Raw genomic sequence first — 17,327 nt, forward strand, 5'->3', positions numbered from 1 at the left:
TAAAATGGGTGATGAAATGAAAAATTTCACAGTAATGCTTTTGATAGCAATATTCTTAATAAGCTCTAATAAGCCAGTTTATTCAAAAACAATAAATGAAGCTGATACGGAACTATGTGAAACACTTAAATATGCACTTATAAATAGTCTTAGACAACCAGTAGATAAAGCAATTGCTGAAATATATAAAAATGATAAAGATGCACCAAGTAATCTTACTTGGGCTTCGTATGACACAGAAATAATCAAAATTAAGCAACTGTACGGAGTTGGTGCAGGATATGAGATAACTCTAAAAGTCCACCCTTATTATGATGCTCATAATAGTTATGGAATAGATGAGGTTGTTGTAGATACAAGGGGTGAGTTAATAAATTATAAGCACATAAAAACATATCCTTGAACTTCAACTAACGAATGCGGTCTTCATTAAGAAGGATCGCTTTTTCTTATGGAACTAACGGGGCAGAATAGTTAAATAAAATATAAAAAAAATTATTTAATAACCGAGGGTAAATTTATGAAAATAATGACTATTGGCATAATATTGGTTGTTGTTGGTTGTAGCATTTTAGGGTGGCTAATTAAAGAAGCCTACAAAAATAATAATAAGGGTGAAAGTCCAAAAAATAAAATTCTCTATTTATTATGGGTAATATTAGGTGTCTTACTAGATACAAGTGGATTAATCATTATCTTTGGTCTTATTTTATTAGGAGTTTTTTTAATAATCTATTACCCACTCTTCAACTAACGGGTGCTTTACTTCAATAAGGTAGCCTTTTTCACAGCTTTTCTCATGGTGAAGCGGAGGTGAAAATTGGTTGGCAAATCTGAAGTTAAATCAAAAAGGACACAAAGCTAAAAGACACCAAGTTTAAAGATACAGGGTGTCTTTTATTTTCTCAGATTGTTATCTTTGTCCCATCAAATTTTGTGAGAGAGAATCCTTTGAAAAACTCGTTATAGGTTTTTCTGTAATCCCTCATTATCCCAATGGCCATAGATTCTCCGAGCATAATTCCATCGAAATAATCGTTGCGGTAGTGAATACCACCGAACGACCGGCCGATGGAAATATTTGATGCAAGTTTATTTAGTTCCCCGCCTATCGTAAGCGGCGGACCTTCGTAAGGTATGAGGGAAAGACCATCGGAACTGGCAACAACCGGATCGGGGATTACAAACGATTCATTAAAGTAGGCCTTCAGTATTGTTACCATTGCTCCAATAAGTGCTGCATGACCGGAAACATAGGATGGATGCGCAGGAGCTCCTTCTGCATATGCCTGAGGTAGCAAATAGGTGCCGAATTTATTAAAAGTTTCGGCAAGTGCTTCCGAATTCAGAACTACCGGATTGATCGGGTAATCAACACCCGATTTCTGATTTTGAATTCGGCCGCCGAATTCCTCCGGACGGAGACTGCGATGGACCAGCCATTTTTGGAACCAAACTGCCTCAAGAGCCGGACGCGAAGCTCTTGTCACAAAGTCCAAGATATGCGGTGGTCCAAAGGTAGTGAAACCAACCTGGGTTGCAGAGTTAAAGTAAGGATTGGACGGATCCAAAGCTTGTCTGCCAAAACTGAGCAAAATGTAACAAGCAATTAACCCGCCATCAATGGAACTATCCCTGTGTACCCATTCTCCCAAATCCCGGCCATTTCGAATATAGCGAGGTAGGGGGTCAAAACGATTTGGGGTAGGAGGACTGGAGCCGTTTTGTACAGCCAGCCAGCCGTCGTAAGAAGTTAGATGGTCGTCCCCAGGAACAGTGGTACGGTATCGCTGGATAATTTTGGTTGAAACAAAAGGGACATCTTTCCATAAAAATTGTGAAATATATGGCCCTGTTAAGTCGCCTTGAAGGTTCCCTCGAAATAAGGTACCTGTCGTGACTAGTCCATTCTTTTTCGGTCCCCGAAAAACAGGCAGGCTGGAAAGTTCTTTTGCAGCATCATTTGTTAATGGGTCTTGATTATATATATTGAAAGGAATATCCCGTGCCAATGCTTGCCAATAAAGCTCAACCATCTCTCCAGCTATTTCAGCACTGCTAAAGGCTGGTGGTGCAGGAATAACCAATTGGTGACTATCAGGTCCGACTAATTCGAATGCATAAGCACCCTGTGTATTTACTAGTTTAACAACGCCACCCAGTGGAATCTTCTCAAAGTCGTTAGGGTCTCCTGTTTCCAATGCTTTTAAATATTTATTATAAGCTTGGATGTTTACCTCGCCTAACTGATTATGCGGAAATGCTTTTGTATAACTGGCAATTTTATTTGGATACCTATCTTCATCCCCATTACAGGGATGGTGAACTAATGGCTGATTTTTATAGAATCTCGCAGCATCCTTACGAATATCAAATGCCTCCTCGCGTCTTTCAGCAGGAGGTAAGGGACCGAGAATACACGAATTTTTGTCCTTAGCAATTTTGTCATTTTTCATTTTACATTCATCCATACTTTCTTCGTTATCCATTTTTAACACCTCCATTTGATAATTTATTCAAAAGTTAAATAGAGGATTGGACAAACTAACAAATAGATTGGATATGATTTGGAGTGGTTTTTGAATCATCTTGTGAATAAAAATACTTAAACTATAGGGTGCTTTACTTCAATAAGGAGGTTGCTGAGGCAACCTTTTTTTATGGAACTAACGGGGCAGGATATTCATCAAGCATATTGTATTCGAACTATGCAATAAATACTAAATCATGAGAATAGAAAAATGATATTTAAATCTAATTATCTGGTTTTATGGTAAAATTATGTAAAAGAAATGGAGCAATTCCTTATAAAAAAGAACATTGAAAATCAATATGAGAATGATGAGTATCAAGATGAAGACGAGGATAGTCATTTTATACAAAGTATAGCTGTGTGATTCATATGGAACAACAAGCAACCACCCATACAATATTAATAGAAAGAGAGGAATGCCTTATGAAAATTCGCAGTCAAATTACATTTGCAAGTCTGGCCCTATTAATAACGGGAAGTTCCCTGCTATACACATCGCAACCCTCAATTGCAAAAGTAGAGCTTACTCAAAATGTATCTAGTTCGTTACAAACAAGCACTCAACGCGGTCATAATTCCGTCAAGCAAGCAATGCGGGATACATTGCAACTTGGATTCCCAGGGATACTTGCTAAAACTTCTGAGGATGGAAAAACATGGGGTCATGCCGCTGGGGTAGCGAATCTGAGCACCAAGAAACCAATGAAAACAGATTTTCGCTTTCGCATTGGCAGCGTGACGAAGACGTTCACCGCAACGGTTGTACTTCAATTAGCTGGAGAGAACCGCTTGAGTCTAGACGACTCCATCGAAAAATGGTTGCCTGGTGTCATTCAAGGAAACGGATATAATGATAAACAGATTACCATCCGGCAGATATTGAACCATACAAGTGGTATCGCTGAATACTCAAGGTCAAAAGACGCTGATTTTATGGATACAAAAAAATCGTATACGGCTGAAGAACTAGTGAAGATGGGGATTTCACTGCCCCCAGATTTTGACCCAGGAAAGGGCTGGTCCTATTCAAACACAGGATACGTATTACTGGGTATTCTTATTGAAAAAGTAACCGGAAACAGCTACGCGGAAGAGATTGAAAATCGGATTATTGAACCGCTTGAATTGTCGGAGACATTCCTGCCTGGAAATTCAAGCGTTATTCCAGGCACCAAGCACGCTCGGGGATATTCCCAACCAGACGAAGCAAGTGAGATAAAAGACGTTACCTATTATAACCCAAGTGCAGGTAGCTCGGCTGGAGATATGATTTCTACTGCTGACGACTTAAATAAATTCTTCTCTTCCTTGCTTGGTGGCAAATTACTGAAGGAACAGCAACTAAAACAAATGCTTACTACAGTTCCTACAGGAAGAGCAGGAATTGATGGATATGGTCTTGGAATATTTGAAACCAAGCTTCCAAACGGTGTCTCGATATGGGGACACACAGGTGGCATTCTAGGGTTTTCTACTATTGCTGGAGGTACACTTGGAGGCAAGCATACGTTGGTCGTCAGTTTGAACAGTTTGGGCAGGGATAACAGTCCTAATCCTTTTAAAAATATTTTACTTGCTGAATTTAGCAAGTAGGCAAAAATAAAAATACACCTCATCAACCATAGTGGTAAGCTTTTTTATTGACCTAACGGTTGCGTTAACTGAAGATCGGAGCTGTCTTTAAGGCAGCTTTTTGTTATGGAACTATCGGGGGGGAGTTTAGTTGAAGAATAAATGCATAAATATTTAAATACAAGGGATTTTCAAAAGTTATTTTATTGGGTGTGCCAATTAAGATTGACTTAATTAATTTAGGGGAGATAATACATGAGAATAGAACTACAAAATTTTTTCTACCTTAAACAAAATTCAACCAAACAACATATAATAACAATATGTGGTACCCCATAAAGAAGATCGTGACTCAAACGTCACGATCCAACAAACAATTATAGAAGTAATTGAGTAATCCATCCTCGTCAGCAAAAACAGGGTGGATTATTCTTTTTGTTTATATTGTTTGCTCATGTGAACATCACCTACCTACTTATTCTTGTATAAAGATGAGTTTATTAAGTTCCTTATCAATTACATAAGGTATTTACGGTAATTGTATTGTTTTGATATGCTCTAAATTCCGATAAACCGTTTCCCCTTCAGCTGTTATCAGCATCATTTTGTTATTTCGAACCTTTTGGAGTAAGCCTATTTTTTCAGTATGGTCTCCACCATCAATAATCACTAGTTGATTTTCCAATCTTTTCAACTGTTCATAAAAGGATCTGGATAAAGGAGTGGATATAGGCACAAGGGGTAGATTTTCCTTGTTTAAAGAATATGGTATTGTATTAGGAGAATACGGAATTAGCCACTTAACATGATTCATCGAAATAAACATTGTTTTGTACACTGGGGAGTGAAAGACAAAATAGTCGTTCATAATGCTGGTTATATAACCATGAATGGATTTATTCCCTGTGACGTAAACTTTGACAAACAAACCTTTAGCAATAGTTAATACTTTACGAAACGAAATGGTATCAGCTTCAATTGGTTTTTCTGAAGGAGGGTTAAAAGAGGTATATTCTTCATCTAAACTGGCTTTTTTCCATCTTTGAACATGAACAAATGGAATGTAGAGGAATGAATTTGTCCTGCCATCGTTTAAAACAATGATGTCCAACCCAGCATCTATTAGGATTCCCTTGCGAAATTCTCCTCCGGAAATTTCCACCTCGATATATTTTCCCATTAAATCTTCAAAATTAGAAAGCATATTTATTCTCCTTTTTCCTCATATTGCTTTATCCTTAAAGTGCTCCACCAAAGAGCCAAGAAACCCAATAATATAAAACCACTAATGTGAATAATACAGTAGGCGGTATAACGACAGCTGTTACTTTTATATATTCCCACCATGTGATTCTTACTTTTCCACGCTTTACAATGTGCATCCACATCAGCGTAGCCAACGTTCCCATTGGAAGTAGTAAGGAACCCATGTCGCTGCCAATAACGTTTGCCAGATAGGCGATTTTCAAGGAGAGTAAATCTAGATTCATTTCCGTTAACGTTAGGGTTCCAATCATGAGTGCAGGGTGATTATTAAAAATATTTGAGAGTACTGATAGAAGTACACCCATCATTACACTTGCATTGAGCAGGCTTCCAGAAACCATTGGACGCATAAATTGAATCAACCAGTCTGTTAGACCGATATTATTTAGACCGTAAATAATCACATACATACTAAAAGCGAACACGATAATATACCACGGCGTTTTTTTCAGCATATCGGTTGGAGGTATTTTTAAATAAGCCCATCTCCATCCTAAAAGGACCAGAGAGCCAATTACAGCCATAAGAGAAACTGGAATGGAAAGAAACGAAGCTACAAATAGACTGACACGGACTGCAAATACAAACAGCAGGACGTTTCGCATAAACCTTGTACGTTCCTTCTCTGAACCATGTTTCATAGGACTTGGCTTAAGTGGATGGTAAGAAGGGTGTGACCGCCCAGTAATCTTAGTAGGAACGGTTTTCGGTAAGACTTTTTTGAAGCGAAGGAACAAGAGCCAAGCCAGCAGTAGTAAACCAAGCGTGGCAGGAACAAACATCATCGCCGTATGCATATACAAGCTCATATGCACGATTTTTAGAGCGATCAGATTGACAATGTTACTTACACCTATTGGAGCACTCGAAGCAGTCGCAATTAAGGCTCCAGACAGCAAATACGGAATTTTTTGATGGTTTTTTAAGCCCATGTTGTTTAATAACATGACTAGAATTGGGGTTGTAATTAAGATACTTCCATCGTTATTGAAAAAAAGTGTCATGAGAAAACATAAAAGATTGACATACCAGAATAATCTGATGCCAGACCCATTTGCTTTTTCCGCAAGCTTCTCTGCCACCCAGTTAAAGAATCCAAAACTCTCTAAGACAATCGCCATTACAATCGTTGCCATAATAGTTATCGCAGCACCGCTTATCGTTTCTGCAATTAAACCCAGGTCTGATAGAGAAACACTTCCACTGAGTATGACAATAATCGCACCTATCGTGGCAGGTATAGCTTCATTAATGCCTCTAGGCCTCCAAAGAATCAATCCGAGGGTAACCAAAAAAGATAAAACGGTTATCCAAACCATCGGTTGCATATTTTTCTCCTTCTTTCTAGCTAGTTTTCATGATGTTTTCATGAGACGACCTAACCCGTTTATTGAGCAAGTCCACTCTTGTCCCCCCCTTACATCTATCCCTCCTGTGATGTTGTACTGTATTTTATGTATCACGTTTAAGAAAGGCTTTAGGTTTGTACCCGTTTTTCCGAAAAATCCTCTAGAGTCTAAAAAACAACGATTCAAGTAATTACACATGTCAAGATAGAAGAACATGCCTAATTACAAGAATTAACCCTTATTATTAAATTGAAGCTGTTTACTCTTTGTTCAACAATTGGGCCAGATTGTTGAATAAATGACCATTAAAGAATTTGTATTTTTTTTATATATAACTCAAACATAAAGGAAGTGGAATTGAGCATTAAATTAAAATTTTTATCATATATAATAATTAATGTTAAGATTTTGTATATATGGGGGAAAAAGGTTATGGTTAATTATATTTGTGAGACATGTGGAGTCCAATATGAAAGCTCTAAAGAAGTACCTAATCAATGTTTGATTTGCGGGGAAGAAAGACAATATGTTAGTCCTAAAGGGCAAACATGGACAACATTAGAAATGATGAAAAAAGATGGGATATTTAAAAATTCTATTAATCTTGACGAAGAGGGGTTATATAGCATAAATACTATTCCGAATTTTGGAATCGGACAAACTGCTTATCTAATAAAAGATAAGAATTTTAATTTATTATGGGACTGTATTACATATATTGATCAAGATACGATTACGCAAATTGAAGATTTAGGTGGAATTGATGCTATAGCGTTATCTCACCCTCACTATTTCTCTAGTCAAGTGGAATGGGCCGAAGCTTTTGACGCTCCGATTTATATTCATGAGGATGAAAAAGACTGGGTAACGAGGCCAAGCGAAAAAATCATTTTCTGGTCTGGAGAATCGCTTGAATTACAGCAAGGTGTCATACTTCAGAGAATTGGTGGACATTTTAAAGGCGGCACCGTTTTAGAATGGAAAAACGGATTCAGCCAGAACGGAATATTACTGACTGGGGATATCATTCGGATTGTTGCTGATCGCCAATGGGTAAGTTTTATGTATAGTTATCCAAACTTCATCCCAATGCCCAGTGTAACAGTAGAAAGAATCGCAAATCGGGTTAATGAATTTAAGTTTGGTCGGTTATATGACGCTTTTCACCGAGTAATTAAAGAAGAAGCCCATAACCAAGTTCAAAAATCTGCAACTAGGTACGTTAAAGCACTAAATGGAACGTTGTTTACTACATAAAGCCTGATCGTTTTTAAAATGTTTTATCAAAGGTCCTGTGTTGATGCACAGGATTTTTTTGTTCATCAATCAGCTGCATTCTTGAATAAGGTTCGCTTTCCTTAATGAACTAACAGGTGCGTTAGCTGATTAAGGAACACAAAAATGATCAATCTTATTAATAGTATAAGGGCATGTTTTGATTAATCTTTTTTCAAAACATGCCCTTTCTATTTATTCATTTATCAAGGTTGTTTGTATTAATTTGATCAAACTTTGTGGTGATCCCATGATCCATTCTTTTTTTTATTTTTACTCTGTATAAATTAATCGCTCCCAAAGCTACAGATATTCCGGCCAAATATAGGGCATGTTGATAACTGTTCAATAGATTAACGACTAAACCGAATAAAGAGGGTGCTATGACTATGAATAATTGATTTAATGTCAATGCTGAACTCACCGTTAAACCTATAAAACGTGAATCCGATTGCTCTGTGATACAAGCAATAAAAATGGAATACCAACCAATGGCTACAAAACCCAAAAGAAAACAAAATAATAGCATCAAGATTTCCATTTCAACAGTCAGGATGAGTGGCAGCATCACTGTAAGAATTACGGTAACAGCCATCACAATAAGCAATAATCTTTCCCTTTTACCTTCAAAGAATTGATCACTCGCCCATGCGATGACTACCCGTCCAACCATACCGCCTATTAAAACGACGCTTAAATATTTTCCTGCCTCTGTTAATGCATAGCCCCCTTCGTTATGCAAATAACTCATAAAATGCCCAATGATAATCATCTGTAATGACATCATCACAACACCCACTATATACATCGGATATAACTCTTTATTATTCTTGATGACACTCATTTTCTCCTTGAACCCGACCGAGGTCGATCCCGTTTTACCCGTTCTTTCTGGTTCGTTATATAATATTAGGAAAAGCAGCCCTCCCATTATTGCTACGATTCCTTGTACTATATGTACTGATGACAAATTGAAATGATAATATGTATAGGATAAAACTATAGAGGCTAAAGATCCTCCAAGCGGTATTCCCGTCTGTCTTATCCCTAGAGCCAGACCTCTATGTTCGTTTGGAAACCATTTTACGATGGCCGTGCTTCCACCGGTTTGAGCACTTCCGTACCATATACCGACCAACAATAATAAAAGCAGCAATACAATATAATCATTAACAAAAACTAGCGTTAAAGCTGAGAGGCCCAATAAAATGGTCCCCCACCCGATAATGTGTTTTTCCCCTTTTTTATCCATCAAGTAACCGAAAGCCAGCATTGAAAACATCGGACCAATATTGACCGCTGAAACAATGAAGCCTGTTTGAAGTGGTGTTAAATTCCATTCAATTTGATAAAATGCAGCGATGGGTCCCATGCCATATGTCACAAAGGTTGCTGCAGTTTGGGATAACGTGGCCACCAATACGATTAACCATTTATAATATGTATGCATTAAGAAATTCTCCCCCTATGCTTGATGTATCGTTCAATAATAATTCGGTGGGATAAATTCTTATTTTTAGCTTCTAGCATTATCTAGTCTCCCTTACTTATTAACTAACTAGAGTTTACTCTGACTGCCCAGAAGCGTAAAATGGAGGAAAATGATAGGGTTCATAAATTTTTTTTATAGGGTGTGCCAACTATATGAACATCAAAGAAATAGCATTGAAAATTGAAATATTAAACCGTCAAAATTTAAGTAAGTCTGCAGAAATCACGAACTATACTCAATCCGCCCTTACGGCTAAAGTGAAAAAAATAGAGTCGGAAATTGGGAAACTTGTTTTTAAACGCACGCCCCAAGGATTGAAAATCACTAGCGTAGGAATACAGTATAAAAACTATCTTCAACTTATTTCACAAGAGTACGAAGAATTTTTACAAAACATTGGTGCCATTCAAACTAACTCTAAAGTGGATTTTGGCACATCACATACAACCTTGAAAATCTATGGTGCCCATATCGCGAATACTTTGAATATGAAGAACGACATTCAAATGGATGTGGATTTCACCGTAGATTCCAGTAATGCCATAAACCAAAAAGTGCACAATTCTGAATTAGATTGTGCACTCATTAGTGAACCTATTAAGAAATATCCCGACTTAACTTATGACATCGTTGCATCCGAAACATTCGAGATCATTTCAAGTAAGGACCATATCATCAATTTTGATTGGAAAACACCTATTACATTGCTCGTATTGAGTATAGGTTGTATGTATACAAGAGCTGTGACCGAATGGCTTATGAATAATCAAATACCATATAAATTAAAGGAAATAAAATCAATCAGCAGTATCCAAGATTTTTTGCAAATCAGTAATACCATTGCAGTATTGAATACTAAGCTTATAGATTTATATAACTATACAAACATTCACTTTTACAAATTAAGCTTTAACAATGTCATTAATACCGTTTTCGTTTATAAGATGAACGACGGCGAACAGAACAATATCGTACAAGTCAAAAATATTCTGAAGACGATTGGTTAATTACAAAAAAGAGGTTTTATCTTTAGAGTTGCTTTTTGGCAGCTCTTTTTCTAGTGGTTTGTTCGTTTTTCTCTCCCCATAATTCAGTTCCTTCATAAAAATATACAGCTTCCCAATGTTCGCTTTCTCCTGTAAATTGATAATTATACTCAGTCATTTCCTCCGAATTAGTATCTTTTTTAGTGGTTTCCAAATTAGTGTTATCCGAATTAAAATCCTTGTTAATGCTTCATTCTAGCAAAGATAGCTATGAACTTGTATTAAAATATAAGGGGGCTTTGAAAGAGTTATATTCCATGAAAAACCTGGAATATACTTATGAAACAACCACTTCAAGCGGAACTAAAACTGAGGCATACAAAGAACCACCTAGTGAAAAAGTATTTACAATTAGAGGTGGATCAGAAAATGGAGCAATAATAGGTGAAGGCGAAGTTATAAAAGTAAATGTAAAATGGGATGGTTCTGAAGAGTCATTTCAATTGCATAATAAGGCTAAGTGATTTTGTTGAACTAACGGGTGCATTTCCAGGAGCTGTTCAGCAGCTCCTTTTGGTTATGCAACAAACGAGTTGTTTGATTGAGTGCCGGCTCATGTTATAATGAATAACTTACGAAAATTACTATTTTGAACGGATGCCTAGAAAAGCCTCCGCATAGCGATAAAATATGGAGGTGTAAGAGAATGAATAAACAATGGACGATTGGTCAAATTAAAGAATTTGTTGAGAAGAATTCGGAAAGTAAGTTGCTGACGACGGAATATCATGGTTTTTCTCAAAAGTTACTATTTAAATGTACATGTGGAAGCAACTTTGAAAAAACATTTAAGAAATTTAAAAATAATAACCAACGTAAATGCGATGTGTGCCAACCGCCTAAAGCGACTCGATAACGTATACAAAGAAACGAAGTGCTGAATTTCTATTAAAGAGAAGTTGGCACTTTTTCTTATGGCACTAACAAGGCAGGTTGGCTGAAAAGGGACGAATTACCAGTACAAAAGTTTTGATATTTTGAGATAATCAATAAGCAATAAGTCTTTAATATACTGGATTTGTTTAGAAAATATTATACAAGTTTGGGTGTAAACATTTCATGGGGAATGTACTACTGGGGCTGCCAATCGGAATATGTATTGCAGCCTATATAAGGCAATGCACAGATAAAATTATAAAAAATGATAGGTTCCATAAAATACATAGTTAAATAATTTCTTATTGAACTAAAGGTCGGTTTAGTAGAAGATGGAGTCGCGACGAGAGCTCTTTTTTCCCGTAAAAGAACAGGCATGTTATAGTATAGTAGAACCGGATTTTATAATATCTGTGGTAATCTTAATCATCAAAGGAGTTTATTCATAATGCATGTGCTACAAAAAACACAAAAAATAGTTCGCTATCAGAATCAACAGGGCAATATACATTACGGTATTGTTGAGGATGACATGATATTACAACTGTCTAGCAGTTTTGCTGAACTTGTCAACAAGGAAATAAAGTATGACGGGGTTGAGCTGAAATATAGTGACGTGAAAATCTTGGAACCTGTAAAACCTTCGAAAGTGGTTAATTTCGGCTGGACATATGCAGGTCATGCGAAGGAAACGGGTGGAGAGGCAAATCTTGTTGAACCATTCCTATTTTTAAAGCCATTATCTTCGCTTATTGCAGACAAGGAGAATATTATCCTTCCTCCAAACGAGCTATCCAATCAAGTGGAACTTGAAGGGGAAGTGGCCCTTGTCATTGGAAAGCGCGGAAAAAACATTAAAGAAGAAGATGCGCTTGATTATGTATTCGGCTGCACGATATTTAATGACGTGACAGCAAGAGATCTTACAAAAAAAGATCCACAGTTTACGCGGGGCAAAGGATTTGATACATTCGGACCTTTGGGACCATGCATCGTTACCGGGGTAGATCCTACAAACTTAAGGATTGTGACCACTTTAAACGGCCGCGTCGTCCAAGACGGAAATACCAATGAAATGTCTCTAAGCATTCCATTTTTAATCAGCTGGCTTTCACAGGTAATGACACTTGAGCCCGGTGATATTTTGGCCACGGGTTCACCATCTGGCAGCTGCATGATTAAGTCGGGTGATGAAGTCGTTGTTGAAGTCGAGAATATCGGTCGGTTATGTAATGGTGTCCAGTAGGATTTGCTGGAATTCTTAATACGTTAAAAAAGATCAGAGCTGCCTTTAAGGCAGCTTTTTCTTTAATAAGGACATAATGGATGATAATTTGTTGAGTATTTAAATGGAGGAATTACGATCAGTCTTTTCAGTGTAGTAATCATAAACGGTATGTAAATATTTTTTAGTTAAAATGGCTTGTTATACGAATGAAATTTAATATGTTTTTACGCCTGTAGCATTCGTTGAAATCACTAATTCAATGTATTATCCCAACCAAACCAAAATAGAAATCTGTTATTAAACTACCATTAAAATAAACATCCCTACCTCCAAAAAATGACAATACCAAAGAAGAACCACGGGTGTTAATTGAATAACGAAAGAGCTGTCTTGATTGACAGCTCCTAACTTCAAAAATGTCTGTGGGCGTAATGCGATTGGGCGATACCCTCCAAAAGAAAGACATCGCCGGGCTCAAAAGGTTAAAACCACATTTACACAAAAATATTTATATCCCATGGTTCTCTTTTTGATGCTATCTTTTTTTCGGCCCTTTTTTCCCTTTGGGTCCTTTGCCATGTTTCCCATCACCAGTTCCCGCTGAATCTCCTCCATCATGAGGACCTTCATCGCCTTTAGGTTCCGAGAGCTTTTCGGTTTGCACTGACTCGGTGGAGGCTGTGCCATCTTTCGGTCCTTTTTTCCCTTTGGCGCCTTTGTCCTTTTTCACGTCACCAGTTCCCGCTGAATCTCCTCCATCATGAGGACCTTTATCGTCTTTAGGTTCCGAGAGCTCCTCGGTTTGCACTGACTCGGTGGAGGCTGTGCCATCTTTCGGTCCTTTTTTCCCTTTTTTCCCTTTGGCGCCTTTGTCCTTTTTCACGTCACCAGTTCCCGCTGAATCTCCTCCATCATGAGGACCTTTATCGTCTTTAGGTTCAGAGAGCTCCTCGGTTTGGACTGACTCGGTGGAGGCTGTGCCATCTTTCGGTCCTTTTTTCCCTTTTTTCCCTTTGGCGCCTTTGTCCTTTTTCACGTCACCGGCTCCCGCTGAATCTCCTCCATCATGAGGACCTTTATCGCCTTTAGGTTCAGAGAGCTCCTGGGTTTGCACTGACTCGGTGGAGGCTGTGCCATCTTTCGGTCCTTTTTTCCCTTTTTTCCCTTTGGCGCCTTTGTCCTTGTTCACGTCACCGGTTCCCGCTGAGTCTCCTCCTTCATTTGAACCTTTATGGCCTTTAGGTTCAGAGAGCTCCTCGGTTTGTACTGATTCGGTGGAGGCTGTACTATCTTTCGGTCCTTTTTTTTCTTTGACGTTTTTTCCTTCTGTTACATCTTGAGTTGCAGGCACTGGTTGATCTTTTTTATTAGATTTTTTCTTCATTTTTTCACCATCTTATTAAATTTATTTTCTTGTTTAACTTATGAAAAAAATCCGAAACTTGATTAGACTCCAACACATTTATTTTTGCTAAGATTTTTTATCCATATCTAAAAGAGTAATTTCAGTCGCGAAACTTCCTCATCCTATTTAGCAAACAACCATCTGTATTTTCATTTTCCCCTGTCACAAAATCCGTCATGTAATAGGTCAAATATTGAGCATAATGATTGTTTGTAGTTAACAATAACTCGTCCACATAATACACACCGTTAGGTATTTGGTCCAGCAAAAGTACGGTTAATGAAGCGTAGATACCGCACGCCACCTGAAAATAAGTCGCATTGGTTTTATATTCTGAAAACACCACATCATTGCTTAATATATTGTACATATATCGCTCCTTGTCTTTAAACACAAGAAGCACCCCCACCAAGTCTTCCCCTTCCATTGGCGCCTCAAGCGGATCAAGAACCTTCATTTCATGGTTCCATAATTCATCAACGTCATCCAGATGGGAACGGATCAACTCAGTGGTATGTTCATTTACTTTATATAAAAAGCCACCTTCCAAATCATACAACTGACATAACGTATATACTTCTTCATGAGGCATCAAACAACCATAAAACTGGTTCCCGCCTAAATTCACTTTGAATTCAAGGTTATAAACTTGCTCGTATAAGAAGAGAGGTGTGTGGTGCTGAATAAACATCGGGTAGCTCATAATCGCTTCATCAAGGAAACATTCTGGTGACCAGGTTGTGTAGATGACGTTCTTTTTTGCCAATTTCTTATCTTTAAAAAAAGAAGTGTCTTGTTCAATAATATAGCAGGCAATTGGGGATTCTTGGGCATATTTGTTGAGAAGCTCTATCGCCATCCATTGAACGACTCCTGGATTCATTCCGGAGCAAACGATAGCGGACGTATTGGTGAAACCTTTTTTGAATTTTTCAAAGTATCTAATTCTCTCAATCAAAGGGAATCCCGCATACAAATCTTCATTTTCGTCAATCATAGTGTTCTCCAAGGCAGAATTAACATATTTCACACCGAGCTCATTGCAGCATTTTAGCATCTCCACTGTGTCAGCATAGGAAAGATCAACCACAATATCTGTTTTTGTATTCTCCAGATGTTTTTTAAATGTCATCGTATCCATTAAATCAAATTCGTGTAGCAAAAGCTTATTGACTAAATTAGGGAAAAGATTATGGTAATACTCTAGTTCTTTTTGTTTCACATCGATTAAGTGTATTTTGTCATTAAAAATGGTATCGTAAATCGGGTCTTTTTTATCAAGTATCGATTTATTTAATATAGCGAGTAATGACTTTGCCACTCCGCCAGCGCTTCCGACAATGGAGATCACTGTATTTTTGGCCTTCATATTCATATCTCGTCCAAATCCTTTTTTATATAACTTATGTAAAACCAATACGAAATGATATGGACAGGTTCCATAACACTCCAAAGTGAATAGTGACCATTTTATGGAAATGGTACAAGCCATTTATCTTATTGAACATAAAATAGCTATACAAGCATGGTAGGAAACAGTTCCCTCTATCATAAACTGTATAACTCCATACATTACCTATAAAGGAAGTGGAATAGTTGGATTCATATGGACAGCATTTCATTATAGATGCTAAGGAATGCAAGGCGGAAATTCTAAATGATGCGAAGTTGTTGGAAAAATTATTAACTAAAGCGGTGTCTGATTTAGGAATGGAGATTTTAAATACTCATTTCCATTCATTTTTGCCTCACGGGGTAACGGGTGCCATCATTCTCTCAACTTCACATTTTTCGATTCATACATGGCCGGAACACCGTTATGCAGCTTTAGATTTATATACGTGCGGAAATCAGGAATTATGGCCAGTATTAGAAGAGCTTCTTATCGAAATGAAAGCGGGTTCCGCTTGTGTTTATGAACTTTCACGCGGACATGAATCAAAAAATGAACCTGCCATTAAAGATCTTATTTTCACTTATGATGGCAGTAAAAAGAAAGATAGTAAAAGGATTGTAGAATTACGGGATGATCGCGGAAATGCATATGATAGTATACAGTTAAAAGAACTTGTGGAAGGACAACATAATATTCTTTATCATGGTTCCAGTCAATTCCAAGATATTACTTTAGTTGAGGCCAATGACTTGCGGTTATATTTAGATCAAGAGTTACAATTTTCTTCATTGGATGAAAGGCATTATCATGAAGCATTAGTATTCCCTGCGATGGAGATGGCTTCTGATCATGAACGGGTTCTCATATTAGGAGGTGGAGATGGACTTGCTTTACGTGAAGTTCTTAAATATCCCAACGTAAAACATGTCGATCTTGTTGATATTGATCCTCAGGTGATTGAACTTGCAAAGACAAATCCAAAATTAATAACTCAAAATAATCGCTCTCTATTGGACGAAAGGGTAAATATTCATTTTGAAGATGCAAAGAAATTTATTTTAAGGGAATTGCAGCCCTACAACGTAATAATTATTGATTTTCCAGATCCCGTTGACCCAGTCATTAGCTCATTATATACAATTGAATTGTTTAGTCAAACAGCAAAAATATTATCCAAACAAGGTGTGTTAGTTTGTCAGTCCAATTCACCAGAAGATACACCAACAGTATTTTGGAGTATTGGTAAAACTATTAATAAGGCCGGTCTTAATACACTTGAATACAATGTTATTGTCCCCTCTTTTGGCTTATGGGGATTTCATTTAGCAGCACATTTCAAGCTTCCAAGAATTATTCCGGGTATTTCTGTCCAACATCAAGCTCTGACTTCAGATATGTCGAATTTGTTCACTATTCCTTCGTCAATTCAGGAGCAGCGGGGAAAAGCGGTTATGAATGGCATCAAAAATCTAAACTTGCACAAGTTGTATAAAAATGAAATAGAAAAATGGTGACAAAACACCAGGTTTTTAGAGTCCATAAAAACACTTTTTAGTTTTGCTGCTTAAAATGACTCCGGTTATGCGCCGGGGTCTTTTTTTTGTAACTCTGGGTACATTCGCAGCGATCCACTCTCTTTACCCTCTTGTATTCAATATACTTCAGCTATTTTAAAAGGCGTTCTTGCTTCGAATAAAGTGCTTTTTTAACTATCCATTATTCTGGACATAGAGTTCATACAGTATTTTCCGTCCTGTAACCCCAGGAAATTCAAAAGGTTAGTGTATATACACATTTTTGATGGATTTCAGTGTTATGGATAGAAGTTGGACATTTACCACGACACAATGTCATTCCATGACACATATACATACAGGGTAAATGATTAT

General features: G+C 37.3%; 15 protein-coding genes. 8 read left to right on the forward strand and 7 right to left on the reverse strand.

What is annotated here, in order from left to right; translation table 11 throughout:
* Positions 1-4: 4 nt before the first annotated feature.
* Complete coding sequence (locus AC2YHV_RS22630; protein WP_487374217.1) at positions 5-403, forward strand: DUF3888 domain-containing protein; 399 nt, start codon at positions 5-7, stop codon at positions 401-403.
* A gap of 502 nt (positions 404-905) precedes the next feature.
* Here the strand turns inward: AC2YHV_RS22630 and AC2YHV_RS22635 are convergent.
* A complete protein-coding gene (locus tag AC2YHV_RS22635; RefSeq protein ID WP_487374218.1) occupies positions 906-2,489 on the reverse strand; it encodes a vanadium-dependent haloperoxidase in 1,584 nt (527 codons plus the stop codon).
* 467 nt (positions 2,490-2,956) lie between these two features.
* On the opposite strand from AC2YHV_RS22635, the gene AC2YHV_RS22640 reads away from it, so the two are divergent.
* Positions 2,957-4,126 (forward strand): serine hydrolase domain-containing protein, encoded by a 1,170-nt coding sequence (locus AC2YHV_RS22640; protein WP_487374219.1) that lies wholly within the window; start codon positions 2,957-2,959, stop codon positions 4,124-4,126.
* A gap of 508 nt (positions 4,127-4,634) precedes the next feature.
* Here AC2YHV_RS22640 and AC2YHV_RS22645 read toward each other — a convergent pair.
* Complete coding sequence (locus AC2YHV_RS22645) at positions 4,635-5,309, reverse strand: DUF2642 domain-containing protein (protein ID WP_487374220.1); 675 nt, start codon at positions 5,307-5,309, stop codon at positions 4,635-4,637.
* Between the two features lie 34 nt (positions 5,310-5,343).
* On the reverse strand, positions 5,344-6,690 hold the full coding sequence (locus AC2YHV_RS22650; protein ID WP_106027972.1) for an arsenic transporter: 1,347 nt from the start codon (positions 6,688-6,690) through the stop codon (positions 5,344-5,346).
* A 462-nt stretch (positions 6,691-7,152) separates the two neighbouring features.
* On the opposite strand from AC2YHV_RS22650, the gene AC2YHV_RS22655 reads away from it, so the two are divergent.
* Entirely contained in the window at positions 7,153-7,977 is an 825-nt protein-coding gene (locus tag AC2YHV_RS22655) for an MBL fold metallo-hydrolase (RefSeq protein ID WP_106027935.1), read from the forward strand.
* Positions 7,978-8,194: 217 nt separating this feature from the next.
* On the opposite strand, the gene AC2YHV_RS22660 is transcribed toward AC2YHV_RS22655, so the two are convergent.
* On the reverse strand, positions 8,195-9,445 hold the full coding sequence (locus AC2YHV_RS22660) for an MFS transporter (protein WP_440970193.1): 1,251 nt from the start codon (positions 9,443-9,445) through the stop codon (positions 8,195-8,197).
* A gap of 194 nt (positions 9,446-9,639) precedes the next feature.
* Here AC2YHV_RS22660 and AC2YHV_RS22665 point away from each other — a divergent pair, with 194 nt between their 5' ends.
* Complete coding sequence (locus AC2YHV_RS22665) at positions 9,640-10,494, forward strand: LysR family transcriptional regulator (protein ID WP_187050084.1); 855 nt, start codon at positions 9,640-9,642, stop codon at positions 10,492-10,494.
* Between the two features lie 22 nt (positions 10,495-10,516).
* Here AC2YHV_RS22665 and AC2YHV_RS22670 read toward each other — a convergent pair whose 3' ends face one another.
* On the reverse strand, positions 10,517-10,687 hold the full coding sequence (locus AC2YHV_RS22670; RefSeq protein ID WP_187050083.1) for a hypothetical protein: 171 nt from the start codon (positions 10,685-10,687) through the stop codon (positions 10,517-10,519).
* Between the two features lie 85 nt (positions 10,688-10,772).
* Between AC2YHV_RS22670 and AC2YHV_RS22675 the strand changes: the two genes are divergently transcribed.
* From AC2YHV_RS22675 to AC2YHV_RS22685, 3 genes are all read left to right on the forward strand, one after another.
* Complete coding sequence (locus AC2YHV_RS22675) at positions 10,773-10,997, forward strand: hypothetical protein (protein WP_487374221.1); 225 nt, start codon at positions 10,773-10,775, stop codon at positions 10,995-10,997.
* A gap of 182 nt (positions 10,998-11,179) precedes the next feature.
* Positions 11,180-11,389, forward strand: a complete 210-nt coding sequence (locus AC2YHV_RS22680; protein WP_034304456.1) for a hypothetical protein — start codon at positions 11,180-11,182, stop codon at positions 11,387-11,389.
* Between the two features lie 468 nt (positions 11,390-11,857).
* Positions 11,858-12,655, forward strand: coding sequence for a fumarylacetoacetate hydrolase family protein (locus AC2YHV_RS22685; RefSeq protein WP_034304454.1), 798 nt, complete (start codon positions 11,858-11,860; stop codon positions 12,653-12,655).
* A gap of 517 nt (positions 12,656-13,172) precedes the next feature.
* Here AC2YHV_RS22685 and AC2YHV_RS22690 read toward each other — a convergent pair.
* Both AC2YHV_RS22690 and AC2YHV_RS22695 read right to left on the reverse strand, forming a co-directional pair.
* A complete protein-coding gene (locus AC2YHV_RS22690; protein ID WP_487374222.1) occupies positions 13,173-14,021 on the reverse strand; it encodes a hypothetical protein in 849 nt (282 codons plus the stop codon).
* A 121-nt stretch (positions 14,022-14,142) separates the two neighbouring features.
* On the reverse strand, positions 14,143-15,417 hold the full coding sequence (locus AC2YHV_RS22695) for a Rossmann-fold NAD(P)-binding domain-containing protein (RefSeq protein WP_459541167.1): 1,275 nt from the start codon (positions 15,415-15,417) through the stop codon (positions 14,143-14,145).
* A 221-nt stretch (positions 15,418-15,638) separates the two neighbouring features.
* On the opposite strand from AC2YHV_RS22695, the gene speD reads away from it, so the two are divergent.
* Entirely contained in the window at positions 15,639-16,952 is a 1,314-nt protein-coding gene (gene speD / locus AC2YHV_RS22700; protein ID WP_487374223.1) for an adenosylmethionine decarboxylase, read from the forward strand.
* The last annotated feature ends 375 nt before the right edge of the window (positions 16,953-17,327 follow it).

Source organism: Peribacillus sp. SRI_006, from assembly GCF_057586375.1.

Coding starts and splice junctions, on each gene's coding strand:
- AC2YHV_RS22645 (WP_487374220.1), bottom strand. CDS start 5,309: ATGCTTTCTAATTTTGAAGATTTAATGGGAAAATATATCGAGGTGGAA.
- AC2YHV_RS22680 (WP_034304456.1), top strand. CDS start 11,180: ATGAATAAACAATGGACGATTGGTCAAATTAAAGAATTTGTTGAGAAG.
- AC2YHV_RS22630 (WP_487374217.1), top strand. CDS start 5: ATGGGTGATGAAATGAAAAATTTCACAGTAATGCTTTTGATAGCAATA.
- AC2YHV_RS22660 (WP_440970193.1), bottom strand. CDS start 9,445: ATGCATACATATTATAAATGGTTAATCGTATTGGTGGCCACGTTATCC.
- AC2YHV_RS22665 (WP_187050084.1), top strand. CDS start 9,640: ATGAACATCAAAGAAATAGCATTGAAAATTGAAATATTAAACCGTCAA.
- AC2YHV_RS22695 (WP_459541167.1), bottom strand. CDS start 15,417: ATGAATATGAAGGCCAAAAATACAGTGATCTCCATTGTCGGAAGCGCT.
- AC2YHV_RS22640 (WP_487374219.1), top strand. CDS start 2,957: ATGAAAATTCGCAGTCAAATTACATTTGCAAGTCTGGCCCTATTAATA.
- AC2YHV_RS22650 (WP_106027972.1), bottom strand. CDS start 6,690: ATGGTTTGGATAACCGTTTTATCTTTTTTGGTTACCCTCGGATTGATT.
- AC2YHV_RS22655 (WP_106027935.1), top strand. CDS start 7,153: ATGGTTAATTATATTTGTGAGACATGTGGAGTCCAATATGAAAGCTCT.
- AC2YHV_RS22690 (WP_487374222.1), bottom strand. CDS start 14,021: ATGAAGAAAAAATCTAATAAAAAAGATCAACCAGTGCCTGCAACTCAA.
- AC2YHV_RS22685 (WP_034304454.1), top strand. CDS start 11,858: ATGCATGTGCTACAAAAAACACAAAAAATAGTTCGCTATCAGAATCAA.
- AC2YHV_RS22635 (WP_487374218.1), bottom strand. CDS start 2,489: ATGGATAACGAAGAAAGTATGGATGAATGTAAAATGAAAAATGACAAA.